The organism is Bradyrhizobium sp. 17 (assembly GCF_023073515.1).
In the GTDB taxonomy this organism is placed as follows: Bacteria; Pseudomonadota; Alphaproteobacteria; order Rhizobiales; family Xanthobacteraceae; genus Bradyrhizobium; species Bradyrhizobium canariense_D.
On record NZ_JADPJQ010000012.1, the window covers coordinates 208,951 to 233,000 of the forward strand.

Sequence of the window (24,050 nt, forward strand, 5' to 3'; positions counted from 1 at the left end):
CATGGCCCGCAAGCCGACCGCGACGAAACCAGCCAAGTCCGAGTCCAAGACCCAGTCCAACACCAAGACCGGCCCTGCCCTCACCCATATCGGCGCCTCCGGCGAGGCGCGGATGGTTGACGTGTCGGACAAGCCCGCCAGCGAGCGGCTCGCGGTCGCGGAAGGACGCGTCGTCATGACCAGGGCGACGCTTGACCTGATCGTGTCCGGCAACGCCAAGAAGGGCGACGTGCTCGGCACCGCCCGCATCGCCGGCATCATGGCCGCCAAGCGCACCGCGGAGCTGATCCCGCTCTGCCATCCGCTCGCGCTGTCGAAGGTAACGGTCGAGATCGAGCCAGACGCAACGCTGCCAGGCTGCCTCGTCCGCGCCAGCGTGAAGGTCACGGGCCCGACCGGCGTCGAGATGGAAGCGCTCACCGCGGTCTCGGTCGCCTGCCTCACCATCTACGACATGATCAAGGCGGTGGAGCGCGGCGTGCGCATCGAAGGCATCCATCTGGTCGAGAAGCTCGGCGGCAAGTCCGGCCATTACCGCGTCTGATTGCGGCTGCTACTTCAACGACGCGCTGATCGACCCGAATTTTGAATTGAGCTTGCTGCCCAGGCCGTCCACCACGGCGACGATCGCGAGCGCAATCAGCCCATACTCGATCGCATATTGATTGCTTTTGCGAGGGTCCCTTCACGGCCCATTAACCCAGCTTGCTAACTTCGCCTCCACTCCGTTCCCGTAAACCAACGGATGTTTCCGGGGCCAAGAATTGACCCTGGCGTGTGCACGACAACGATCGATCATGATGACGGGATTCGGCAGTCGCCTTTTTGACCAGGCCTTCGTGCGCAGCGGACCGATCCGCTGGCTGGTGGTGGGCGGCACGCTGTTGATCGCTGCGATCGCCGTCGGCGCGACGCTGATGGCGCAGAATTTCCGCGAACGTGCGCTGCGCAGCTCCGGGCGCGAGCTGGAAAACACCGTGCTGATGCTGGCCCATCATTTCGACCAGCAATTGCAGGATTTCGCGGTCATCCAGAAGGATTTCGTCGACTACGTCCGCGCAAGCGGCATCACCAGTGCGGCGGACTATCGCAAGCGCCTCGCCGGCCAGGACCTCCACCGGATGCTGCGTTCGAAGATCGAGGCACTGCCCTACATGGGCGGCGTCAATATCATCGATGCCGAAGGCAATTTGATCAATTCGTCGGCGGCATGGCCGGCCCCGAACGTGAACGTTGCCGATCGCGCCTATTTCCAGACCTTCCGGTACGATCCCGACGCTCCCGACGTCCTGATCGAGCCACTCTACAGTCGCATCTCCGGCGCATGGACCATCCTGATCGTGCGCAAGGTCGTCGGACCGAACGGCGAATTCATGGGTGTGGTCGGACGCGGCATCGAGCCGGCAAACTTCGAAAAATTCTTCGAGTCAGCCGTGCTCGGCGAAAGCACGACGATCTCGATGCTGCACCGGGACGGCACGATGCTCGCCCGTTATCCCCATTCCAGTGAATTGATGGGACGGAATTTCAAGAACGGTCCGTTCGCGCATCAAAGGGTTTTCGGGCTCGACCATTTTACCGGCCGCTTCATGAGCCCCGTCGACGGCGAGGACCGGCTGATTTCCTCACATGCCCTGCCTCACTTCCCGATCCTGATGATGGCCACCACGACGCGCGCGACGGCCCTGACGGACTGGCGCGAGCAGATCGGCATCCTGATCTCGGTCGCGGCCTCTTCCGCGCTCGCCATCGCGGGCGTGTTGATCGCGATCGTTCGCAAGCTCCTGGAGCAGCATCGTCTTTCGCGGGAACGGCTGACGCTGGAAAAGCAGCGTCTCGACCGCGCCGTCAACAACATGACCCAGGGCCTGCTGCTGTTCGACGCCTCGCAGCAGCTCGTGATCTGCAATCAGCGCTACATCGAGATGTACGGGCTGTCGGCCGAAATCGTGAGACCCGGCTGCAGCTTTCACGACATCATTGCACACCGCAAAGCCACCGGCTCGTTCACCGGCGATGCGGACCAGTATGTCGCACGGGTCCTGCGCGACGTCCACGTGCGCAATTCCATGGTGGTCGAGACCTCCCACGGTCGCTCGATCCAGATCGTGAACGAACCGCTCACGGACGGCGGCTGGGTGGCGACGCATGAGGACATCACGGAGCGCCGGCGTATCGAGGAGCGCATCACCCATCTCGCTCATTACGACGCACTGACCGACCTGCCCAACCGCACCATGTTCCACGAGCATCTGCGTCAGGAACTCGATCTCGTCGCCGGCGGCGAACAACTCGCGGTGCACTACATCGACATCGACGAGTTCAAGGGCGTCAACGACGCGCTCGGGCATCTCGTCGGCGACGAGCTCCTGAAGTCGGTCGCGCAGAGCCTCCACCGCTGTGCGGGGCCGGCGGACTTCGTGGCGCGCCTCGGCGGCGACGAATTTGCCATCGTCCAGAGCGCGGTGACATCGCCGGATCAGGTCAACGAACTCGTCGCGCGGGTGTTTGAGGCCATCCGCGCGCCGTTCGACTGCATGGGACATCATCTTGCCACCGACGCCAGCATCGGCATCGCGCTGGCGCCGCAACATGGAACGGCGCTGGACCAGATCCTGAAGAACGCGGATATGGCGATGTACGCCGCCAAAGCCGCCGGGCGCCGCACCTACCGTTTTTTCGAGTCGGAGATGGACGCCAAGATCCACGAGCGGCGGCAGCTCGAGATCGACCTGCGCCACGCCATCGCTCAAGGCGGGCTCGAAGGCGGCCTCGAGGTGTATTACCAGCCCTGCCTCAGCCTGAAGGACGACCGCATCACCGGCTGCGAGGCGCTGGTGCGCTGGCGCCATCCCGAGCGCGGCATGGTCTCGCCGGCGGAGTTCATCCCGATCGCCGAGGACACCGGCCTGATCAACGAGATCGGCGAATGGGTGCTGGCGACCGCCTGCCGGGATGCGGCGAACTGGCCCGACGACATCCGCCTCGCCGTCAACGTCTCGCCGGTGCAGTTCAAGAGCGGCACGCTGGCGCTGAAGATCATGGCAGCGCTTGCCGCCTCCAATTTGTCGGCAAGCCGGCTCGAGCTCGAGATCACCGAGGCGGTGCTGATCCGCGACGACGACACCGCGCTTGCGATCCTGCATCAACTCCGCGCCATCGGCGTCCGCATTGCGCTCGACGATTTCGGCACCGGCTACTCCTCGCTGAGCTATCTGCACCGCTTCCCCTTCGACAAGATCAAGATCGACCGCTGCTTCGTCAACGACATCGCCGGCCCTGACGGCTCCGCCAGCATCGTGCAGGCGGTCGTCAATCTCGCGGCCGCCCGCCGCATGACCACCACGGCCGAGGGCGTCGAGACCGAGGAGCAGCAGCGGTTGCTGCGCGCGCTCGGCTGCTCCGAGATGCAGGGCTATCTGTTCAGCGCCGCAAAGCCCGCCGACAAGGTGCTGGAGCTGTTCGCAGCTCATCGCAGCCGTCTCGCCCGGCGCGGCGGCAACGAAGGCCGCCGCCGCGAGGCAAGCTAGTTCGGACCTCGTGGTCGGCGCAGCGGCATTCCCAGAAGCTCTCCTCGATACACACGACGCAGGTGTCGCGGAGGTCATGCAATTGCTGGAGTTGCGGGTTCATCCCGGCGGCGAGGTCTGGTCGAGCGCGACCGCGCCCGCCGCTGGGCCGAGCGCGATGGCTGCTACGAGGCCACCTTCGCGGCCATGAACCCGAGCTGACACAGCGTCCCGAAACAAGTTCGCCCGGGAACGGCTATCCGCTCCCGGGCGATCAACACCTTACCGTCGCGAGCGCCTAGTTCGGCACCGCAGCCTTCGACGCCGGCTTGGCGGCGACCGCATTCGCGGTTTGGCCGTGCAGGAAGTCGTAGGCCGTATGCAGGGCCTTGTCGTCTTTCGCTTCCGGTGGGACATAGGACTGCGACCCGGTCTGCTCGGTGCCGTCGGCTGCCTGGAGATGACCGCGCATCTGGGACTCCGCCATGGTGTCCATCCGGCCCTTCAGCTCGGGCGGCACGTCTTGGAGGATCTCGATGTCGGGCGCGATGCCCTGGGCCTGGATCGAGCGGCCCGAGGGCGTGTAGTAGCGCGCCGTGGTCAGCGCCAGCGCGCCGTTGCCGGTGCCGAGCGGAATGATGGTCTGCACCGAGCCCTTGCCGAACGAGCGCGTGCCGATCAGCGTCGCGCGCTTGTGGTCATGCAGCGCGCCGGCCACGATTTCCGAGGCTGAGGCGGAGCCGCCGTTGACGAGAACCACCAGCGGCTTGCCCTTGGTGAGGTCGCCACCATGGGCGGTAAAGCGCTGGGTCTCTTCCGGATTGCGGCCGCGGGTCGAGACGACCTCGCCACGCTGCAGGAACGCGCTCGACACCGACACGGCCTGGTCGAGCAATCCGCCCGGATTGTTGCGCAGGTCCATCACGTAGCCTACCAGCTTCTCCGGCGGAACCTCCTTGGTGATCGATGCGATCGCCTTCTTCAGGCCATCGGTGGTCTGCTCGTTGAACGAGGTGACGCGGATATAGCCGATATCCCCGTTCTCGACGTGGAAGCGCACGGGACGCACATGGATGATCTCGCGCTTGATCGCGACGTCGAGCGGGGCGTCGGCGCCCTTGCGCACGATCGTGAGCTTGGTCTGGGTCTCGACCGGCCCCTTCATCTTGTTGACGGCCTGCTCGAGCGTCATGCCCTGCACGGCATCGCCGTCGATCTTGCTGATGAGGTCGCCCGACATGATGCCGGCCTTGGATGCCGGCGTGTCGTCGATCGGCGAGACGACCTTGACCAGCCCCTCCTCCATCGTGACCTCGATGCCGAGCCCGCCGAACTCGCCGGAGGTGGTCTCCTGCATCTCGGTCCAGGCCTTGTCGTTCATGTAGCGCGAGTGCGGATCGAGCGAGGTCACCATGCCGGTGATCGCGCCTTCGATCAGCTTGGCATTGTCAGGCTTCTCGACATAGCTCGCCTTCACCCGCTCGAACACTTCGCCGAACAGATTGAGCTTGGAATAGGCGTCATCCGCGCTCGCTGCCGCCCGTGCCGCCCATACGCCGCCGTGCGGACTGGCTACCAAAAGGGTCAGACACGCTCCGGTGAGCGCGCCCAGTGGAAACAGCAGGGTTTTCCGCATGGATAGGCTGGCCTTTTTGCTTCGCGGTTCGGTGGGGCTGGGAGCCGCCATGCAAATGGCGATCCAGCCTGCTTCTCACAATACCATTCTGGTTTCTTCAAGGCCGGGATGCCACGCCGGCGGGTACACCGTAAAAATCGGTTGGTCCGGACCTAAACTTTCGGCAACGTTGCAGGACTGGTTCGTGCGCAGCGGGGGTCGGCCGGCCGGCCCGCGCCTCGCAGCCATGCCATTTTAGGATGGTTTTGGCGCCCCGGACGGGTTAGGCGATCAGGGAAGGCTTCAAATTCTCGGGAGGATAACAATGAACGAAGCACCCCGCATCCAACCGGAAAGGAACGTCGAGCTCGGCGCCAGCACCGAGCCGTTCCAGAATCTGCATGAATTCGTCCGGAAAGCCCGCGCCAACCTCAACCAGAATGCATGGGACTATATCGTCGGCGCGGCCGAGACCGAGACCACGATGCGTCGCAACCGCATGGCGCTGGACGAGATCGCCTTCCGCCCGCGCGTGCTGCGCGATGTTCGCAAGGTTACAGGTTCGGTCGAACAGTTCGGCCGCAAGATGCGCCTGCCCGTGGTCCTCGCCCCGGTCGGCGCGCTCGAGATCTTCGATCCGGATGGTGCGGCGAGCGTGGCACGCGCCTGCGGCACTTTCGGTGCGGCGCACATGCTCAGTTCGGTGTCCGAGCCCGGCCTAGAAAAGACCGCCGAAGCTGCGTCCGACGCGCTGCGGCTCTACCAGCTCTATGTGCGCGGCGATGACGCCTTCGTCGCCGACGTCGTCAGCCGGGCCGAGAAGAACGCCTACGCCGCCTTCTGCCTGACCGTCGACACCGCCCACTACAGCCGCCGCGAACGTGACATCGCCAAGCGCTACGTTCGCGAGAGCCGCTTGCGCGCCACCGGGGGCGATTACCAGAAGGGTCTGGAGTGGCGGACGGTGAAGATGATCAAGGACAAGTTTAAGATCCCGCTGATCCTCAAGGGCATCGCGACGCCAGAGGACGCGCTGATCGCGATCGATCACGGCGTCGAATGGATCTACGTCTCCAACCATGGCGGCCGTCAGCTCGATCACGGTCGCGGCGCCATGCACGTGCTGCCCGAGATCGTCGACGCCGTGAACGGCCGCGCCAAGATCATGGTCGATGGCGGTGTCTGTCGCGGCACCGACATCGTCAAGGCGATCGCGGCGGGCGCCGACCTCGTCGGCATCGGCCGGCTGCAATGCTGGGCGCTGGCGGCGGCCGGCGAAGCCGGCGTGGCGCGCATGCTGGAACTGCTCGAGGACGAAGTGCTGCGCTGCCTCGGCCTCTTGGGTGCGACCTCGTTCGCCGAGGTCAACAAATCCTGCCTGCACCAGGCGACCGCAACCAACGCGCCGAGTGTGTTCAGCGCGTTTCCGCTGTTCGACCACGAGCCGTATCGATACTGAGTGAAAGGACGCAGGTGACATCGCTCTCTCCCGGCAGCGCGGATGCGCTCCTGTTCGATCTCGGCCGCGTCGTGCTCGATATCGATTTCTCCAAGGCGATCGCCTGCTGGGCGGGACATGCCGGCTGCAAGCCCGAAGCCATCGTCGCGCGCTATGTGCGGGACAGCGAAGCCTATCGGTTGCACGAGATGGGGAAGATCAGCGATGAGGACTATTTCGCCTCATTGCGAGCCTCGCTCGGAATCGGCATTTCGGATGCGCAGTTCCTGGAAGGCTGGAACGCGATTTTCGCCGGCGAAATGCCTGACATCGCCGAGCTGCTGCCGCGCGCAGCGAAACAGATGCCGCTCTATGCTTTCTCCAACACCAACCGGCCGCACGTGGACCATTTCTCGAGGGAATATGCCGACCTCCTCGGCCATTTCCGCGAGCTGTATTTGTCGTCCAGCATCGGCCTGCGCAAACCGGATGCGGAGGCCTTCGACCACGTCGTTGCGGCGATCGGCGTGCCCGCCGGGCGCATCGTGTTCTTCGACGATCTTGCCGAAAACATCGAGGGAGCGCGCGCGCGCGGCTTGACGGCGGTGCATGTGACCTCGCCGCGTGACGTCGGGAACGCATTGACGGCATTAGGCATTTGACGACGGTCCGTTGTCGCGAAACCCACGACGGCACGGCCCGACGGACCAATTTTGAAAAATTGAGGAACCGGATCACTTTGTACATTTTTATACAGAGTTCCGGGAACGGAATACCGCCTTCCGGACTCTTAGAGTCCGTTGGGACTTCTACGGACGGATGCATCATCGTGCTGGGCAAAACCTACCTCACCAAGCAGGCCTCTCTTCTTCTTGAATTCGCGAGGACAACTTCAGATTCGGACCTTTCCGCCAAGCTTGTGAGCAAGGCCGCCGACCTGAAATCCCAAGCCGACCCGCTGCCCGACAAGGATCAGGGATCCAAGGCGCCCGACGTAACTCCCGGGCAGGCAGGGAGCTGATCGATTCAGGCCATGGCGCGTTCTCGCCTTGCCATGATTTTCGTCGCTTCCATGACCACTCTCCTGCCGATCTGTGACCTCCTTCGGATCATGCCGCGACGCGCTTGATCCTGCCTTCCGGAACAATGTGAAGGGGCGGGATGACTGTGCCTGCTCAGCCGCTTTTGCCTCTGCGCCTGCGCTCGGCTAGAAGACGTGCGGAACATTCGCCCGAACGTGCCGAGCAGGAGTTTTCGCCGTGGCCTTGATGCCGGTTTCTGACGCGCTTGCCGCGGTGCTGGCGGGTGCAGAGCCGCTGCCGGAAGAAATGATTTCCCTCGACGAGGCCTACCATCGCGTGCTCGCGCGTGACGTCGTGGCGCGGCGCACGCAGCCGCCGCAAGCGATGTCGGCGATGGACGGCTACGCGGTGCGCGCGGCCGATGCCGCGACGATCGATTCGGAGCTCACCGTCATCGGCGAAGTCGCAGCGGGCCGACCGTTCGAGGGGACGGTCGGAGCCGGCGAGGCCGTGCGGATCTTCACCGGCGGCGTCGTTCCCTTTGGCGCGGACGCCGTCGTGATCCAGGAGGACACGGTCGCCGCCGGCAAGCGCATCACGATCAAGGAAGCCGCGATCGCCGGCCGGCACATCCGCCCCGCCGGCGTCGATTTCCGCGAGGGCGACGTGCTCCTGCGCAAGGGAAGCCGTCTGACCGAGCGAGACCTCGCGCTCGCCGCCGGGATGAATCATCCGCACCTTGCCGTTGTCAGGCGTCCGAAGGTCGCGATTCTCGCCACCGGCGACGAGCTGGTGATGCCGGGCACCACGCCCGGCCACGGCCAGATCGTCTATTCCAACGGCTACGCCCTGCACGCGCTCGCCCGCAGCGAGGGCGCCGAGACCATCGACCTCGGTATTGCCGCCGACACGCTCGAGGCCACCACCGCCGGCATCCGCCGCGCCCGCGAGAGCGGCGCCGACGTCCTGATCACGACCGGCGGCGCATCGGTCGGCGACCACGATCTGGTCCAGCAGGCACTGCGGGACGAAGGCATCGCGATGGCGTTCTGGAAGATCGCGATGCGGCCAGGCAAGCCGATGATGCACGGGCGACTCGGCGCAATGGGTGTGATCGGCCTGCCGGGCAATCCCGTATCGTCCTACGTGTGCGCTTTCCTGTTCATGGTGCCGCTGATTCGCGCCCTGTCGGGCCGTTCAGTGATTCACCATCGCCGTGAACGCGCCGTGCTCGGCCGCGACGTCGGCGCCAACGACCAGCGCGAGGACTATCTGCGCGCGCATCTTGAGGAGCGTGACGATGGCACACGCGTCGTTGTTCCCGTCAATCATCAGGACTCTTCGCTGCTTGCGAATCTCGCTGCAGCACAGGTACTTCTCGTCCGCGCACCATTCGCGCCGAAGGCCGAAGCCGGCACGGCTTGCGAAGTGTTGCGGCTCCCCGTCTGAGCGCCCCCGCAACGCGCGTTCCGCGCACTTTGCTCTGTTCACGGTAAATTAAGCAGTTGCGGAACATGTATCGAACATATAGTGTCTGTTCATGATTTGTTTCGAGCATGCAGCGGCTTATGGCCGAATTCAGCGTCTCGGAATCGGACGACATCAACCGGGGGACTTTGGTCGAGATGTTAACGCGCAAACAATACGAGCTTCTGCGGTTCATCAGTGAACGTCTGAAGGAAAGCGGCGTGCCGCCCTCCTTCGACGAGATGAAGGATGCGCTCGATCTGCGCTCGAAGTCGGGCATCCATCGCCTGATCACGGCGCTCGAGGAGCGTGGCTTCATCCGACGCCTGCCCAACCGCGCCCGTGCGATTGAAGTCATCAAGCTGCCGGAGCTCCAGGCAGCCGCTGGCAGCCGCCGCGGCTTCACGCCGAGCGTCATCGAGGGCAATCTCGGCAAGGTGCGTGCGAGCGCGAGCCTGCCCGCTGACGAGGGCGAACGTCTCGTCGCGGTGCCGGTGATGGGCCGCATCGCGGCCGGCACGCCGATCGAGGCGTTGCAGACCCGCAGCCATACTATCAGCGTACCGCCTGACATGCTCGGCTCGGGCGAGCATTACGCGCTGGAAGTGCGCGGCGACTCGATGGTCGAAGCCGGCATTCTCGACGGCGACATGGCCCTGATCCAGCGCAACGAGAGCGCCGATACCGGCGACATCGTGGTGGCGCTGATCGACGACGAGGAAGCGACGCTGAAGCGCTTCCGCCGTCGCGGCGCCTCGATCGCGCTCGAGCCCGCCAACGCGGCCTATGAGGTCCGCATCCTGCCGCCCAACCGGGTGAAGATTCAGGGCAAGCTGATCGGGCTTTACCGGAAGTACTGATACCGGGAGTCTTTCTATCGGCAGTACTTCATATCGGAAGCACTTCATGCCGGAGGTGCTTGGCGCCTCGCGCGCTTCCGATCGGCATCGCCGGTCAGAGATTGGAGCGGATCATCGTCCGCTCCGGCTGGATAGCCTTTCTGGTTCTGCACAGACTATCCGGCCCCTCCTCCAACGCTGGCTCCTCGCCACGCCGACGAAGCAGCACCGCTTCAAGCAGCACCGCTTCGCGGCTCGGTTGTTCGAGGAAACAGCGACCAGCGGTCAAGTTCGGCCGTTGCAGCCAAGTTGGCAATGTTCGCGTACGCGCCTCCCGAATGCATCGCGGCGAGCTTTGTTCCTATTGAATTCGGGAAAGATAATGTGATCGCGGCTTGCGGAAGCCAGCCGCAGATTTGCCCACAACCAAGCAGAGCGTTCGTGCTTCCACTCTGATAGAGGCCTGCGCCTCGATAAGAGACGCGGGTTGCTATCCCAGCATGAGGAGCACCCGATGTGTGACTACAGCCTACATGCCGTCGCGTCGCGCCCCGCCGAAGTCGGCGAGACGATCGTCACGACAAGCTTCCGCGGCACCTCGACGCGCGGCTTCGCCTCTGCAGCCGATCCGTCTGTTGCCGTCTGCCTGCTGCCGGGGACGGAGCTCGCCTTCGCCGACGACGTCCGCTACGACAATCGCTGGATCTGGACGCGCACCATCAATTCCCGCGTGGGCAAGTTCGGCAAGATCGATCCGCACGTTCCCGACCGCCATCATGATGCGATCGAATTCCCCGACGGCAAATACGTGCTGGTGACGCAGCTCGTCGAAGGCCAGCGCGCGACGGTGCTGCAACTGCCGGTGACTCAGTCGGTCACCGAGCGCGAGCACAAGGCGCAGATCACCGCCGACAGGCAGCCGACCGTCACGCACCTGCCGATCGGCTGACAGAGCCGCCCTCCGGCTACGAAGTCGGAGGTCAGGATTGAATCGCCATCGCCGGCCGTGGCCGGCGAGATGGTGTGGTTTGCACCCCGCGAATCCGAACGGACGCACCGAACCACTGCGTTGCTCCGCACCATCAGATCAATCGTCGGCTTGCAGGTCGGTGTCCGCCGGCGTTGCGTCCTTGATGCGAGGCGCGGTCGACTTTGCCGTCGAAATCACCCTCGCCGGCGCCGGCCGGCAACCAGGGGCGGCTCGTGCCTCTCGCCCTCACTGCCTGAACCACAAAACCGTCACCACGCTGCGTCAGCGCCAGCGCGCTTTGGCTGGCGAGCCGCTGCCGATCGACCACCATCGCCGCGCAATCGGGCGGCGCGGGACGTGTCGTCACCACCAGGGCGGCCCGACTGCAATCGTCTGCGAGAGCGTCGACGCGCAGTGCCAGCGCGACCAGCCTCCCGTCGGCCAGTGGCGTCACGCAGCCGGATTCGTCGCAGGACACGCCATCGGCAAGCGAGGCTCTGCCCGCATCGCGCGGATCGGCGTCGGCAGCGAGCCATTCCTTGAGCAGAAAGCTGTCCTTGTTCGTCCTGATCAGGTGCAGATATCCGTCCCTGCCCCGCACCGCGACGCTGGCGCCATCCCCGGCAATCAGGATGTCGGGCTGCCGCGCCGACAGTCCCCAGAGGATCGCTGCCAGCAGCACCAGGGCGCCGGACCAGCGCAGCGGCGTGCGCAACAAGCCGAGCACAATGATTCCCAGGCTCGCCGCGATCAGCGGCGCGATCCCGAACGCCGGGATGCGGCCCACCGCGCCCGGCAAGGCCGCGACCCAGCGCGAGACCGCGACCATCCACTCGATGCCAATCCCCATCAGCCACCAGAACACGCTGTCCAGCCCGAACGGCGCAGCAAGCAGCCCCAACAGCCCCGCCGGCATCACCAGCGCAGAGACCACCGGCATCGCGCCGAGATTGGCGAGCACGCCGAACGGCGTGACACGGTGGAAATGAAAGGCGGCATAGGGCGTCGTCGCAAGTCCCGCAATCAGCGAAGCCATGAACAGCATCGCAATCTCGCGCCCACCCCACATCGCAATGCGCGCAGTCGCCGAATTGTCCGGCGAGGCAAACAAATTGGGCATGCCGATCTGCACCAGTGCGACCAAGCCGAGCGTTGCCGCAAACGACATCTGAAAACTCGGATGCACCAGCGCTTCCGGCGCGACCGCCAGCACGATCAGCGCAGCCACAGCAAGCGTGCGGAAGGTGATGGCGCGGCGATCGACCATCACCGCGATCAGCACCACCGCCGTCATGAAGAACGACCTTTGCGTGGCGACCTCCGCGCCCGACAGCAGCAGGTAGAACGCAGCGGCGACCAGCGCGGCGGCGGCCGACCATTTCTTGATGGCGAAGCCGGCCGCCAATCCGGGGATCAGAGCGAGCAGCGCGCGCACCGCGAAGAACACGACGCCGGCAACGACGGCCATGTGATAACCGGAGATCGAGAGCACGTGGCCGAGGCCGGAGATGAACATCGCATCGTTGACGGGCGTGGTGATCGCATCGCGCCGCCCGGTGAGCAGCGCGGTCGCGATCGCCCGATTGTCGCCGTCGAGCGTCGCCCGGATGCGGGCATCGATCGCATCGCGCAGGCCTTGCATGAAGGCCGCGTAACGCAGCCGTAAGCCGCCGGTCTCAGGCGGCGACGCCACCGTGATGGCGCCCATCGCGAAGCCGGAGGCGCCGATGCCCTGGAAGAACATGTCACGCGAAAAGTCGTAGCTGCCGGGCCGCACCGGCGCGAGTGGCGGCATCAGCCGTGCCTTCAGCTGAACGAAGCTACCGACCTCCGGCGCGGTGCCCTTGCGGACCGACAGGCGCACGCGCTCGAGCCTGACGTCGCTGCGCTGCGCCTCCATCGCCGTGACGCGCAGCACGAAACGATCGGTACGCTCGCGGATGTCGCGAGCCTCGACGAAGCCCGACAACGACACCGAATAGAGCGCCCTTGCCAGCACCGGGTGGGCGATGCGCGCCGTCTTCCAGGTTGCGACGGCAAAGCCGGCCGCGACCGCCGCGATCATGATGGCCGGGGCGAACAGCCGGCTCCGCCGCAACAGAGCCGCGCCAAGCAGGAGCGCGATGGCGGTCGTGGCAACGACCCACAGCACCGGCTCATGATCGGCAGAGAAATAAAGCGCGATGCCGCAGCCAAACGCGACGGGCACCCACGGCAACAGCCGCCCGGCGCCCGCCTCGGCGCGCAGCCAGGCGCGGAGGGTCTCGGCCAGCGATGTCCAGAGGTCGAGGCCTGCAGGCGCGAGGCCGCCCGCGGACGCGGCGCGGCCCGCGGGCCACGTCCCCGCGATCCCCTGCGATCGTACCGGCCGGCCCGGCTCCGCCATTCCCTGCACTCGATGATACGCAACGAAGCCAGAAGCTACCGAAACGTGCAGGTGGGCGGATAGCGGTACGGATCAGGAACGAAGGGGCGCGGCCGCTACTTTTCCTCTTCCATCGTCACGGCCACATCCGCCTTGGCCGACAGCCTGACCTTGTTGCCCTCGATATCGGCGACGAGGCCCTTGTCGATGAAGTGATGATGGCCCTTGTGGCTGCCCTCGCCGCTGTCCTTCTTGGTCAGCTTGATGCGATTGCCTTCGACCTTGTCGACGGTGCCGATGTGGACGCCGTCGGCGCCGATCACTTCCATATGCTCTGCGATGTTCTGCATGGTGGGTTCCTTGTTGGACCCACCCCAACGCGCGGGGAGCACGTTCGTTCTCTCACGAGAATGACGAAGCCGTGTGCCCGCTCGTCAGATCAGCGGCGCCTGCGACGAAGCATGGTGATTGACGATCTTCCACTCGCCGTCCTCGCGCATGATGACCCAGCTCATCTTGACCGAGAAATCGGGGCGTTCGCCGGCGAGATCGAACGAGATGGTCGCGGCCATATTGATCAGATCAGGACCTGCCTGCGCCGCCGTCACCTCGGAAAACACCGCGCTCGGCTTGCGCCAGCGCGGCAGGCCGTTGAAATAGTCTGCGACGCCGGCCCTGCCCCGGTAGAGCTTTGGGTTGGAGCCGAAGAAGAAGGCATTCCTCGCATAGAGCGATGAGAGCGCGGCCGCATCGAGCGTGGCGAAGCCGGCGCGCCATTTCGCGATGATGCCGGAAACGATAGCGTCGGCTTCGTTGCTCATTGTGGTCTCGCAGCTCTTTTCAGCCTTTGGCAACTTCCTTCGCGAACGTGTCGCGCAGACCGATAGTCCTGGAAAATACCGGTCTGTCGGACGTCGAGTCCTTGTCGCGCACGAAATAGCCCTGGCGCTCGAACTGCATCGGCTCGGTCGAATTGCTTTCCGCGACCGATGCCTCGACGCGGGCATTAGCGAGAATTTCCAGTGACTGCGGATTGAGGTCGGCGGCGAAGTTCGAGGCGTCCGGGCTCGGTTTGGCAAACAGCTGATTGTAGATGCGGATTTCCGCGGGCACGGATGTCGCCGCCGGCAGCCAGTGCATGGTGGCCTTGACCTTGCGGCCATCGGGCGCGTTGCCGCCCTTGGTCGCGGGATCGTAGGTGCAGCGCAGCTCCACCACCTCGCCGGCATCGTTCTTGATCACGCCGGTGCACTTGACGAAATAGGCGTAGCGCAGCCGCACCTCGTTGCCCGGCGACAGACGGAAGAACTTTTTCGGCGGGTTCTCCATGAAGTCGTCCTGCTCGATATAGAGCTCACGGCCGAACGTGATCTTGCGGGTGCCGGCGGAGGGATCATCCGGATGGTTGATCGCCTCGAGCTCCTCGGTCTGCCCCTCGGGATAATTCTCGATCACGACCTTGAGCGGCTTAAGCACCGCCATGCGCCGCTGCGACGTGCGGTTCAATTCCTCGCGGATGCAGAATTCCAGCATGCCGACGTCGACCACGCTATTGGCTTTCGCAACGCCGATGCGCTTGACGAATTCGCGAAGCGCGGCCGGCGGCACGCCGCGGCGGCGCATGCCCGCCATGGTGGGCATGCGCGGGTCGTCCCAGCCCGCGACATGGCCCTCGCGGACGAGCTGGGTCAGCACACGCTTGGACAGCAGCGTGTAGGTCAGGTTCAGCCGCGCGAATTCGTACTGGTGCGGCTTCGAGGGCACCGGCAGCTTCTCGATGAACCAGTCGTAGAGCGGCCGATGGTCCTCGAACTCCAGCGTGCAGATCGAGTGCGTGATGCCTTCGATGGCGTCCGATTGGCCGTGGGCATAGTCGTAGCTTGGATAGATGCTCCACTTGGTCCCGGTGCGCGGATGGTGCGCATGCAGGATGCGGTACAGCACGGGGTCGCGCAGATTGATGTTGCCCGCCCCCATGTCGATCTTGGCCCGCAGCACGCGCGCGCCGTTCGGGAATTCGCCCGCCTTCATGCGACGGAACAGGTCGAGGTTTTCATCCACGGTGCGATCGCGGAACGGCGAGTTCTTGCCGGGCTCGGTCAGCGTGCCGCGCGCAAGACGAATCTGCTCCTGGGTCTGGTCATCGACATAGGCGAGCCCGTCGCGGATCAGCTGCTCCGCCCATTCGTAGAGGCGGTCGAAATAGTCCGAAGCGAAGAACAGGTTCTTGCCCCAGTCGAAGCCGAGCCAGCGCACGTCGGCCTGGATGGAATCGATATATTCCTGCTCTTCCTTGACCGGATTGGTGTCGTCGAAGCGCAGATGGCAACGGCCCGGAAACTCTTGGGCGATGCCGAAATTGAGCGCGATCGACTTGGCGTGGCCGATATGGAGATAACCGTTCGGCTCCGGCGGGAACCGGGTCACGATCTCCTTGTATTTGGCCTCCTCGAGGTCGGCCTGGATGATGTCACGAATGAAATCGCGCCCAACCTCGTTCGCCACCGGTTCTGTCATTACGAAAATCCTGTAGGGAAATCAGCGGCCCTTCTGCCAAATTCCCTTGGCTGAGCCAAGGGCTTAAGCAAGGTCTCAAGCAACCCTTGGCGGTCCGCTGCCGGGCTTTAGTTATGCTCCGGTCCTGTTATATACCAGCGCCTCCAATGCATAGGCCCTGCCAAGAATGACCTCTCCCGTCGTCACCCGTTTCGCTCCTTCGCCGACCGGCTTCCTCCATATCGGGGGCGCGCGCACGGCGCTGTTCAACTGGCTCTATGCGAAGAAGCACGGCGGCAAGATGCTGCTCCGGATCGAGGACACCGACCGGGAGCGCTCCACCGAGGCCGCGATCGGCGCCATCCTCGACGGCCTGAAATGGCTGGAGCTCGGCTGGGATGGCGACGTCATCTACCAGTTCAGCCGCGCCGCCCGCCACCGCGAGGTCGCCGAGCAGCTGCTCGCCGACGGCAAGGCCTATCGCTGCTACGCCACCGCCGAGGAGCTCACCGCGATGCGCGAGAAGGCGCGCGAAGAGGGGCGCACCCGCCTCTATGACGGCCTGTGGCGCGACCGCGATCCGGCGACGGCCCCAACCGACGTGAAGCCCACCATCCGGCTCCGTGCGCCCCAGACCGGTGAGACCGTGATCGAAGACCAGGTCCAGGGCCGCGTGGTCTGGCAGAACGAGAATCTGGATGACCTCGTCCTGCTGCGCGGCGATGGCAACCCGACCTACATGCTCGCTGTGGTGGTCGACGATCACGACATGGGCGTCACCCACGTCATCCGCGGCGACGACCATTTGATCAACGCGGCCCGCCAAAAGCAGATCTACGACGCGATGGGCTGGACGCTGCCGAGCATGTCCCACATCCCCCTGATTCATGGCCCGGACGGCTCAAAGCTCTCCAAGAGGCACGGCGCGCTTGGCGTCGATGCCTACCGCGCCATGGGGTACCTCCCGTCCGCGCTCCGCAACTATCTCGTCCGGCTCGGCTGGAGCCATGGCGACCAGGAAATCTTCTCGACGGAGGAGATGATCGCGGCGTTCGATCTTGCCAGCGTCGGCCGCGCAGCAGCGCGCTTCGATTTTGCCAAGCTGGAAAACCTCAACGGCCACTACATCCGCAATGCCGACGATCAATCACTCGTGAAGATGTTCGAGGACGTGCTCGACCACGTCGTGCCCAGCCGCGACGAGCTTAAGGCCAAGTTAAACGACACCACGCGCGCGCAGCTCCTGAAGGCCATGCCGGCCCTGAAGGAGCGCGCCAAGACGCTGATCGAGCTGATCGACAGCGCCTATTTCATTTTCGCGGACCGGCCGCTGGAGCTTGACCCGAAGGCGGCGGCGCTGCTGACGCCTGAGAACCGCAAGCTGATCGGCCAGCTTCATTCCGCGCTGGAGAAAGTCGAGACGTGGAGCGCGGCCAATGCGGAAGCCGCGCTGCGCGCCTTTGCCGAGGAAAATAGTCTCAAGCTCGGCGCGGTCGCCCAGCCGCTGCGGGCCGCGCTGACCGGTCGGACGACGTCGCCCGGCATATTCGAGGTTTTGGACGTCCTGGGACGCCAGGAAAGCCAGGGCCGGCTTAAGGATCAGGCTAAGGACTAGCTGAGGGCCAGCCTACGACGTAAGTCGACCATGCGTGGCGCCATCTTGCAGCGCACACAGCAATAATATACCCATCTCACCCGTACCTTCTGGAACATCCGGCCTGCCCCGCGATATCTCATCGGGGCCTCCGGGTCCGGCCCGTTTCACCATACATCGGGGACCTCTGATGGACGCCAAACCAAGCAATAAGACCGCCACACTGACGGTCGGAAACAAGAATTTCGATCTTCCGATCCACAGCGGCAGCGTCGGGCCCGACGTCATCGATATCGGCAAGCTCTACGGCCAGTCCGGCCTGTTCACCTACGATCCGGGCTTCACCTCGACCGCGAGCTGCCAGTCCAAGATCACCTATATCGACGGTGACGCGGGCGTGCTGGAATACCGCGGCTATCCGATCGAACAGCTCGCCGAGAATGGCGACTTCCTCGAGACCTGCTATCTGCTGCTGTTCGGGGAGCTTCCGACCGCCGCGCAGAAGAAGGATTTCGACGACCGCGTGATCCATCACACGATGGTGCACGAGCAGATGGCCCGCTTCTTCCAGGGCTTCCGCCGCGACGCCCATCCGATGGCGATCATGGTAGCGGCTGTCGGCGCGCTCGCCGCGTTCTATCACGACTCAACCGACATCAACGATCCGAAGCAGCGCATGATCGCCTCCATGCGCATGATCGCCAAGATCCCGACGCTGGCTGCGATGGCCTACAAATACACGGTCGGCCAGCCCTTCGTGTATCCGAAAAACTCGCTGAAGTTCGCCGAGAACTTCCTGCACATGTGCTTTGCCGTGCCGTGCGAGGACTACAAGATCAACCCGGTGCTGGCTGACGCGCTGGACAAGATCTTCATCCTGCACGCCGACCACGAGCAGAACGCCTCGACCTCGACCGTGCGTATCGCCGGCTCCTCCGGCGCCAACCCGTTCGCCTGCATCGCGGCCGGCATCGCCTGCCTGTGGGGCCCGGCCCATGGCGGCGCCAACGAAGCAGCGCTCGCGATGCTCGCCGAGATCGGCTCGGTCGACAAGATCCCCGAGTTCATCGCCAAGGTGAAGGACAAGAACTCTGAAGTCCGCCTGATGGGCTTCGGTCACCGCGTCTACAAGAACTACGATCCGCGCGCCAAGATCATGCAGAAGATGTGTCACGCCGTGCTCAAGGAGACCGGCCATGGCGACGATCCGATGCTGAAGGTGGCGCTCGAGCTCGAGAAGATCGCGCTCAGCGACCAGTACTTCATCGACCGCAAGCTCTACCCGAACGTCGACTTCTATTCGGGCATCACGCTGAAGGCGATGGGCTTCCCGGTCTCGATGTTCACCGTGCTGTTCGCGGTCGCCCGCACCGTCGGCTGGATCAGCCAGTGGAGCGAGATGATCGAGGATCCGCAGCAGAAGATCGGCCGTCCGCGCCAGCTCTACACCGGCGTCACCCGCCGCGACTACGTCGCGATCAACAACCGGAAGTAAGGTCGAGCCCATCACGGCTTTCGAAGCGGCGCCATCACAAGATGGCGCCGCTTTTGTTTGCGCTGAGACAATCTTGCTGCCGCGCACAACAACAAGTCAGCGCAATGCCTCGGCCGACGCTTGACGTTGAGACGCTTCGCGCGCAAATTCTTACTCTAAGTAAGAATGACGACAGGGATGGAAATGCCGGAGCAGCCGAGAAGTCGGCGGCAGACGCGTGCTGCCATTTTGATTCATCTGCTTCAGTCAGGCGCGTCGTTTCGCCCGCCGCTGGCCAAGGCCGTGCGCCTGTCGGAAGCGAGCCTGTCGCGCATCCTGTTCGATCTGAAGGCCGAAGGCCTGATCGAGGAAGTGCGGCGCCCTGCCCCTTATGTCGGTGGCCCCACGGGTCTCGTGTCGCTCGATAAGGCGGTGGCGCTCGCGGCGTTCGAGCTGACCACTCAGCGGCTCAGCGTCGGGGTCGGGGGCCTGTCGGGCGAACTGCACTACACCGGGCATGTGCCGCTGCCGAAGACGCCGACCGTCGCGACGGTCGGCCGGGCGTTTCGCGAAGCGATGACATTGCTGCGCGAGTGGACGCGGCGTCGACGTATCCCCCTCGCACAGATCGGCGTCTCGATTCCGGGTCTCGGCCGGCTGGGCGCGTCAGGCAATCCGATCATTCCCTGCGATGTCGGGCGGATCAGCGAGATGTTCGGCGAGACGCTTCCCGGCGTGCGGGTCGAGTTCACCAATTCGGTCGTCGCGCACGCCATCTTTCACCGTTGCCGCACGGAGCATTATCCATTCAGCGGCGCGCATCTCTTCGTCTTCGTCGGTCAGGGCGTCGCGGGCACCTGGATGGATGACGCGGTCGAGGACGATGCCCTCCAGCCGGTCGAGCTCGGCCACATGGTGTTCGGAGCCGACGGACCAATTTGCCGCTGCGGTCATCATGGCTGCGTCGAGGCTTATACGTCGCTTCCCGCTTTGGCCGAGCTTCTTGGCGTCGCGGAAGCCGAGTTGCTTGAGCTCGGCAGCGAGTGGGTGACCGCGATGCCGCTCTCGTCGCGCGTGCGGCAGGAATTGCGCCGGCGGCTGTTCCGGCTTGGCCTTGCGATCGGCAATACGCTGAACGTGAAGCCATGCAAGGGCGTCGCGATCAGCGGCTGGCCGTCGCTCCTCACCGAGGACGATCGCAACGCGCTCGTCGAGGGGATCGACGCCAGCCTGTTGGGCGGCCGCAAACACGCGCAAGTGTCGCTCGCTTTCGTGCCGCCGTCGAACGGCAACGATCCGCGGGCGGCGCTGGCATTCGCGTCTTTCTGCCTCGCTTGCCGCGGCGGCATGCCGGCCGCATCGGCCGAGGCCGCCTGACGTACCTGATGCCGCGCGGCTCTCGCGCGAAAGAGTTCACACCGGGAGGAAATTGCCATGCCGATCACGACAACAAGGCGCCAACTGCTCGCCGGATCTGCGGCCGCGCTCGCGCTGCCGGCATTCGCCCGCGCGCAAGGCGCGATCAAGCCGCGTCTGACTGCGATCTCGCAATGGTCCGCAGGTAGCGATGGGGCGGCCATCACGGCACTCGGCAAGAAATTCGAGGAGAAAGGCGGGGTTTGGCAGCACTCGCCCGTCCCCGGCTTCACCACCGAGATGATGAACAAGCTGCGTGCCCAGATCATGGCCGGCGATCCGCCGGCCTGCTCGCAGCTCAAAGGTCCCGAGATCGCGGCCTGGTCCAAGATTGCCCCAACCGTCGATCTCGATGCCGTCGTCGCTGCCGCCGGCTACGAAAAGGTTGTCGCTCCGGATCTTGCAAAATTGCACAAGCCGGGGGGCAAGTGGATTGCACTGCCGTTGCAGATCTACAGCACAAACATGCTGTTTCTCTCCAAACGCGCGATGGACAAGGCCAAGGCCGACAACGTCCCCGTCACATGGGCTGAGTTCAACGACCTCGCCGAGAAGATGAAAGCAGGCGGCGTCCCGTATCCCATCGCCAACGGTGGCACCCGCCCGGACGACGGCCAGAAATTCGAGGCCGCTTTGGCGGGCATCAGCCCCACCGCTTACCGCGCAGCCATCATGAATCTCGACAAGAAGGCCCTGGAGGGCCCCGAGATAAAGGCTGCCTTCGTACAGGTGCGCAAGATTGCCGACTGGATGGACCCCAACGTCGGCGCCCAGCACTTTTCGACCAACTTGAAGCGCTTTGTCGACGGCGACATGGGGATGATGATCATGGGCGGGTGGGCGCAGGGCGTCTTGCGCAACGCCGGCTTCAAGTTCGAGGACTTCATCATCGCCCCGGGCCCGAGCGACAATAGCAAGCCGGTCTTCCTGTTGAATGCCGATGCCTTCATATTCTGGCAGCGCAAGGAGCCCGACCTGCAGGCCGGCCAGACGCTGATGGCCCAGCTCGTCATGGATCCGGCGATCCAGACTATGTATTCGCAGATCACGGGATCGATCCCCGTGCGCACCGATGTCGATCTCTCCGGCGAAGGCTGGTCGGACGGGCAACGGCGGACCGCAGCAGCCCTGAAAGACGCGATTGCCAGCAATCAGGCCGTCCTCAGCCTTGCGCACAACATGGCGCAGGAAAACGGCATGACCGCAGCGATGATCGACGTGATCACGGAGTACGTGAAGAACAAGACGATCAAGCCGGAGCAAGCGGCCATACGCCTCGCCGAAGCCGTCGAGAGCTCACGTTGACGATCGCCGTCTCGACAACACCGGGCCGGCCGGCAGCCTCTGGCTGGGTACGCCGGCTGCCTGAATATCTGACGATCTGGGTGCCGCTGCTGTTGTCCGCCGCGCATCTCATTGCGTTTACGCTGTGGACGATCTGGATATCGTTCACGCCGTCCACTCTGGTCCCGGTCTCGGGCTGGGTCGGCTTGCGCAACTATTCTGCGGTCGCCGCATCGCGGAACTGGCAGATTGCCTTGGACAATCTGCTGCTGTTTGGCAGCGCCTTCGTGTTGCTGAGCCTGGCGACCGGTCTCATCCTTGCGATCCTGCTCGATCAGCGCATTCGCGGCGAGAACCTGCTGCGGTCCATCTTCCTCTATCCTCTGGCGGTGTCATTCGTGGTCACCGGCACGGTCTGGAGTTGGCTGCTCAATCCCGGCCTCGGGATCCAGAAGCTGGTCCGCGACCTCGGCTGGACCTCCTTCCGGTTCGACTGGCTGATCGACCGCGACATGGCCATTTGGACCATTGTCATCGCTGCGATCTGGCAATCGTCCGGTTTCGCCATGGCGCTGTTCCTCGCCGGCCTTCGCTCCGTCGACGCCGACCTGATCAAGGCCGCGCAGATCGACGGCGCCGGACCGATCCGAATGTACCGGCGTGTCATCCTGCCGACCCTTTGGCCGATCACCATCACCGTCATCGTCATCCAGCTGCAGTTCGCGATTTCGACCTTCGACCTCGTCCGCGCGCTCACCAATGGCGGACCCGGGATCGCCACCCAGCTGCCGGCCCTCGTCGTCTATGACCTGATGTTCCAGCGCAGCCTGCTCGGACGCGGAGCGGCGGCGGCAGTGCTCATGTTGCTCATTCTTCTTGCGGTTTTGCTGCCCTATGCAGCGTGGCGTTATGTCCAGCGGCGGCGGGCGATCCATGCGTGAGCGAACCATCGCGCCAAGCCGGATTCTGATCTATCTCGTCGTCTCGCTGATCGCTGCAGCATGGCTCGCGCCATTGGTTGTTGTCGTGCTGAACTCGCTCCGCACCAACGAGGAGATCGCGCAGGCGTCGATGATCGGCTGGCCGAAGCAATGGGCATGGAGCAACTACGCCGCGGCCTGGAGCGGTTTCTGCGTCGCCGAGACCTGCGCCGGCATCCGGCCGTACATGCTGAACTCGGCGCTCGTCACGATTCCCGCGACGATTTTCTCGACTCTGCTCGGTGCTGTCGCCGGTTACGCTGTGTCGCTCTGGCGTTTTCGCGGCGATAACTGGATCTACGGCATCGTGACCCTCGGCCTCTTCCTTCCCCAGCAGATGCGCTTGCTTCCCTGGACCATCGTGTTGCGCGATACGGGCCTGATGAACACGCTCACGGGCCTGGTCGTGATCCACACGATCCAGGGGCTCTCCTTTACCGTCTTGTTCTGCCGAAACTACTACACTGCCATCCCGCAGGATCTGATAAGAGCTGCGCGCATCGATGGCGCAGGGTTCTTTCGTATTTTCTGGCGCATCATCCTGCCGCTCTCGCCGCCTATTCTGGTCGTCACCGTGATCTGGCAGTTCACGCATATCTGGAACGAATTTCTCTACGGCGTGACATTCACGACTGGTCAGCAGCAGCCGGTCACCGCCGCGCTGATCGCGCTATCCGCCGCGGTCGCCGACATCCCGCAGCATGGCGTGCAGAGCGCTGCGGTGATGATCGCCGCCCTGCCGACCCTGCTGATCTATCTGATCGGCGGCAAGTATTTCGTGCGCGGCCTCACCGCCGGGGCCGTGAAATGATCGGATCGTCATGGCAGCCCTAAGCATTCGCTCCCTGTCCAAGCGCTACGCCAATCTGGAGGTGCTGAAGGGCATCGATCTCGACATCGAGAGCGGTGAATTCACCGTGCTCGTTGGCCCATCCGGCTGCGGCAAGTCCACGCTGCTCAACATCATCGCTGGGCTCGACCTCCCGAGCGCAGGCACCGTGGAAATCGGCGGACGTATCGTCAACGACATTCCGCCGAAGGACCGCGACATCGCGATGGTGTTCCAGTCCTACGCGCTCTATCCGTCGATGACGGTGCGCCAGAACATCACTTTCGGCATGGAATGCCGTCACGTCCCGAAGGCCGAGCAGGAAAAGGCGCTGGCGAATGTGGCCAGGCTGCTCCAGATCGAGCCGCTGCTCGGCCGCAAGCCCTCGCAGCTCTCCGGCGGCCAGCGCCAGCGTGTGGCGATGGGCCGGGCGCTGGTGCGCGATCCCCTGCTCTTCCTGTTCGACGAGCCGCTCTCCAATCTCGACGCCAAGCTGCGCGTCGAGATGCGGATGGAGATCAAGCGGCTGCACCAGCGCATCGGCGCCACCATCGTCTATGTCACACACGATCAGATCGAGGCGATGACGATGGCGACGCGCATTGCCGTGATGCATCGCGGCGTGGTGCAGCAGTTTGCCGACCCGGATACCGTGTATCGCTATCCCGCCAATCTGTTCGTGGCCCGCTTCATGGGCTCGCCGCCGATGAACACGATGCCGGCACGGCTGGAGGCCGATGCCGGCGGGCCGG

At 64.3% G+C, this 24,050-nt stretch carries 20 protein-coding genes and 1 pseudogene; 15 read left to right on the forward strand and 6 right to left on the reverse strand.

Annotated elements, in window-relative coordinates; all coding sequences use genetic code 11:
• Position 1 precedes the first annotated feature (1 nt).
• Positions 2–544 (forward strand): cyclic pyranopterin monophosphate synthase MoaC, encoded by a 543-nt coding sequence (gene moaC, locus IVB13_RS02240; protein ID WP_018458079.1) that lies wholly within the window; start codon positions 2–4, stop codon positions 542–544.
• A 9-nt stretch (positions 545–553) separates the two neighbouring features.
• Here the strand turns inward: moaC and IVB13_RS02245 are convergent, their stop codons facing one another.
• Positions 554–655 (reverse strand): Flp family type IVb pilin, encoded by a 102-nt coding sequence (locus tag IVB13_RS02245; RefSeq protein WP_085353576.1) that lies wholly within the window; start codon positions 653–655, stop codon positions 554–556.
• A gap of 142 nt (positions 656–797) precedes the next feature.
• On the opposite strand from IVB13_RS02245, the gene IVB13_RS02250 reads away from it, so the two are divergent.
• Positions 798–3,530 (forward strand): EAL domain-containing protein, encoded by a 2,733-nt coding sequence (locus IVB13_RS02250; protein WP_247487525.1) that lies wholly within the window; start codon positions 798–800, stop codon positions 3,528–3,530.
• A 277-nt stretch (positions 3,531–3,807) separates the two neighbouring features.
• Here IVB13_RS02250 and IVB13_RS02255 read toward each other — a convergent pair whose 3' ends face one another.
• Complete coding sequence (locus IVB13_RS02255) at positions 3,808–5,145, reverse strand: S41 family peptidase (protein WP_026233497.1); 1,338 nt, start codon at positions 5,143–5,145, stop codon at positions 3,808–3,810.
• A 304-nt stretch (positions 5,146–5,449) separates the two neighbouring features.
• Here IVB13_RS02255 and IVB13_RS02260 point away from each other — a divergent pair, with 304 nt between their 5' ends.
• The 6 genes from IVB13_RS02260 (at position 5,450) to IVB13_RS02285 (ending at position 10,839) form a co-directional block, all read left to right on the forward strand.
• Positions 5,450–6,583: an alpha-hydroxy acid oxidase gene (locus IVB13_RS02260; RefSeq protein ID WP_247487527.1), complete on the forward strand. Its 1,134-nt coding sequence runs from the start codon at positions 5,450–5,452 to the stop codon at positions 6,581–6,583.
• A gap of 14 nt (positions 6,584–6,597) precedes the next feature.
• A complete protein-coding gene (locus IVB13_RS02265) occupies positions 6,598–7,224 on the forward strand; it encodes an HAD family phosphatase (RefSeq protein ID WP_247487529.1) in 627 nt (208 codons plus the stop codon).
• A 167-nt stretch (positions 7,225–7,391) separates the two neighbouring features.
• Positions 7,392–7,583, forward strand: a complete 192-nt coding sequence (locus tag IVB13_RS02270; protein WP_026233498.1) for a hypothetical protein — start codon at positions 7,392–7,394, stop codon at positions 7,581–7,583.
• A 238-nt stretch (positions 7,584–7,821) separates the two neighbouring features.
• Positions 7,822–9,033, forward strand: coding sequence for a gephyrin-like molybdotransferase Glp (glp, locus tag IVB13_RS02275; RefSeq protein WP_018458086.1), 1,212 nt, complete (start codon positions 7,822–7,824; stop codon positions 9,031–9,033).
• Between the two features lie 176 nt (positions 9,034–9,209).
• Entirely contained in the window at positions 9,210–9,911 is a 702-nt protein-coding gene (gene lexA, locus IVB13_RS02280) for a transcriptional repressor LexA (protein WP_247487680.1), read from the forward strand.
• A gap of 493 nt (positions 9,912–10,404) precedes the next feature.
• Complete coding sequence (locus IVB13_RS02285) at positions 10,405–10,839, forward strand: hypothetical protein (protein WP_018458088.1); 435 nt, start codon at positions 10,405–10,407, stop codon at positions 10,837–10,839.
• Positions 10,840–10,977: 138 nt separating this feature from the next.
• On the opposite strand, the pseudogene IVB13_RS02290 reads toward IVB13_RS02285, so the two are convergent.
• The 4 genes and pseudogenes from IVB13_RS02290 to IVB13_RS02305 form a co-directional block, all read right to left on the reverse strand.
• Positions 10,978–13,246, reverse strand: a pseudogene (locus tag IVB13_RS02290) (ComEC/Rec2 family competence protein).
• A 95-nt stretch (positions 13,247–13,341) separates the two neighbouring features.
• Positions 13,342–13,575, reverse strand: coding sequence for a DUF2171 domain-containing protein (locus tag IVB13_RS02295; protein WP_007610829.1), 234 nt, complete (start codon positions 13,573–13,575; stop codon positions 13,342–13,344).
• 84 nt (positions 13,576–13,659) lie between these two features.
• Positions 13,660–14,046: a nuclear transport factor 2 family protein gene (locus tag IVB13_RS02300; RefSeq protein WP_018458090.1), complete on the reverse strand. Its 387-nt coding sequence runs from the start codon at positions 14,044–14,046 to the stop codon at positions 13,660–13,662.
• A gap of 19 nt (positions 14,047–14,065) precedes the next feature.
• Positions 14,066–15,742: a glutamine--tRNA ligase/YqeY domain fusion protein gene (locus IVB13_RS02305; protein WP_247487530.1), complete on the reverse strand. Its 1,677-nt coding sequence runs from the start codon at positions 15,740–15,742 to the stop codon at positions 14,066–14,068.
• Between the two features lie 166 nt (positions 15,743–15,908).
• On the opposite strand from IVB13_RS02305, the gene gltX reads away from it, so the two are divergent.
• The 7 genes from gltX to IVB13_RS02340 all read left to right on the forward strand — a co-directional run.
• Positions 15,909–17,336 carry a glutamate--tRNA ligase gene (gene gltX, locus IVB13_RS02310; protein WP_247296574.1) on the forward strand — a complete coding sequence of 476 codons (1,428 nt, stop codon included), beginning with the start codon at positions 15,909–15,911 and terminating at the stop codon, positions 17,334–17,336.
• 169 nt (positions 17,337–17,505) lie between these two features.
• Positions 17,506–18,810 carry a citrate synthase gene (gene gltA / locus IVB13_RS02315; protein WP_018458093.1) on the forward strand — a complete coding sequence of 435 codons (1,305 nt, stop codon included), beginning with the start codon at positions 17,506–17,508 and terminating at the stop codon, positions 18,808–18,810.
• Positions 18,811–18,987: 177 nt separating this feature from the next.
• Positions 18,988–20,166, forward strand: coding sequence for an ROK family transcriptional regulator (locus IVB13_RS02320; protein ID WP_247296572.1), 1,179 nt, complete (start codon positions 18,988–18,990; stop codon positions 20,164–20,166).
• A 57-nt stretch (positions 20,167–20,223) separates the two neighbouring features.
• Entirely contained in the window at positions 20,224–21,510 is a 1,287-nt protein-coding gene (locus IVB13_RS02325; protein WP_247487532.1) for an ABC transporter substrate-binding protein, read from the forward strand.
• Positions 21,507–22,430, forward strand: a complete 924-nt coding sequence (locus tag IVB13_RS02330) for a sugar ABC transporter permease (RefSeq protein ID WP_085362119.1) — start codon at positions 21,507–21,509, stop codon at positions 22,428–22,430. The genes IVB13_RS02325 and IVB13_RS02330 overlap by 4 nt, the downstream gene beginning before the upstream one ends.
• Positions 22,423–23,280: a carbohydrate ABC transporter permease gene (locus IVB13_RS02335; protein ID WP_018458097.1), complete on the forward strand. Its 858-nt coding sequence runs from the start codon at positions 22,423–22,425 to the stop codon at positions 23,278–23,280. The genes IVB13_RS02330 and IVB13_RS02335 overlap by 8 nt, the downstream gene beginning before the upstream one ends.
• Before the next feature lie 10 nt (positions 23,281–23,290).
• The coding region (locus IVB13_RS02340; protein ID WP_247487534.1) for an ABC transporter ATP-binding protein at positions 23,291–24,050 on the forward strand (760 nt) is incomplete at its 3' end.

Excerpts from the sequence above, each read along its gene's own strand:
- moaC (WP_018458079.1), top strand. The coding sequence starts at position 2 with ATGGCCCGCAAGCCGACCGCGACGAAACCAGCCAAGTCCGAGTCCAAG.
- IVB13_RS02250 (WP_247487525.1), top strand. The coding sequence starts at position 798 with ATGATGACGGGATTCGGCAGTCGCCTTTTTGACCAGGCCTTCGTGCGC.
- IVB13_RS02255 (WP_026233497.1), bottom strand. The coding sequence starts at position 5,145 with ATGCGGAAAACCCTGCTGTTTCCACTGGGCGCGCTCACCGGAGCGTGT.
- IVB13_RS02260 (WP_247487527.1), top strand. The coding sequence starts at position 5,450 with ATGAACGAAGCACCCCGCATCCAACCGGAAAGGAACGTCGAGCTCGGC.
- lexA (WP_247487680.1), top strand. The coding sequence starts at position 9,210 with ATGTTAACGCGCAAACAATACGAGCTTCTGCGGTTCATCAGTGAACGT.
- IVB13_RS02285 (WP_018458088.1), top strand. The coding sequence starts at position 10,405 with ATGTGTGACTACAGCCTACATGCCGTCGCGTCGCGCCCCGCCGAAGTC.
- IVB13_RS02295 (WP_007610829.1), bottom strand. The coding sequence starts at position 13,575 with ATGCAGAACATCGCAGAGCATATGGAAGTGATCGGCGCCGACGGCGTC.
- IVB13_RS02300 (WP_018458090.1), bottom strand. The coding sequence starts at position 14,046 with ATGAGCAACGAAGCCGACGCTATCGTTTCCGGCATCATCGCGAAATGG.
- IVB13_RS02305 (WP_247487530.1), bottom strand. The coding sequence starts at position 15,742 with ATGACAGAACCGGTGGCGAACGAGGTTGGGCGCGATTTCATTCGTGAC.
- gltX (WP_247296574.1), top strand. The coding sequence starts at position 15,909 with ATGACCTCTCCCGTCGTCACCCGTTTCGCTCCTTCGCCGACCGGCTTC.
- gltA (WP_018458093.1), top strand. The coding sequence starts at position 17,506 with ATGGACGCCAAACCAAGCAATAAGACCGCCACACTGACGGTCGGAAAC.
- IVB13_RS02320 (WP_247296572.1), top strand. The coding sequence starts at position 18,988 with ATGGAAATGCCGGAGCAGCCGAGAAGTCGGCGGCAGACGCGTGCTGCC.
- IVB13_RS02325 (WP_247487532.1), top strand. The coding sequence starts at position 20,224 with ATGCCGATCACGACAACAAGGCGCCAACTGCTCGCCGGATCTGCGGCC.
- IVB13_RS02335 (WP_018458097.1), top strand. The coding sequence starts at position 22,423 with ATGCGTGAGCGAACCATCGCGCCAAGCCGGATTCTGATCTATCTCGTC.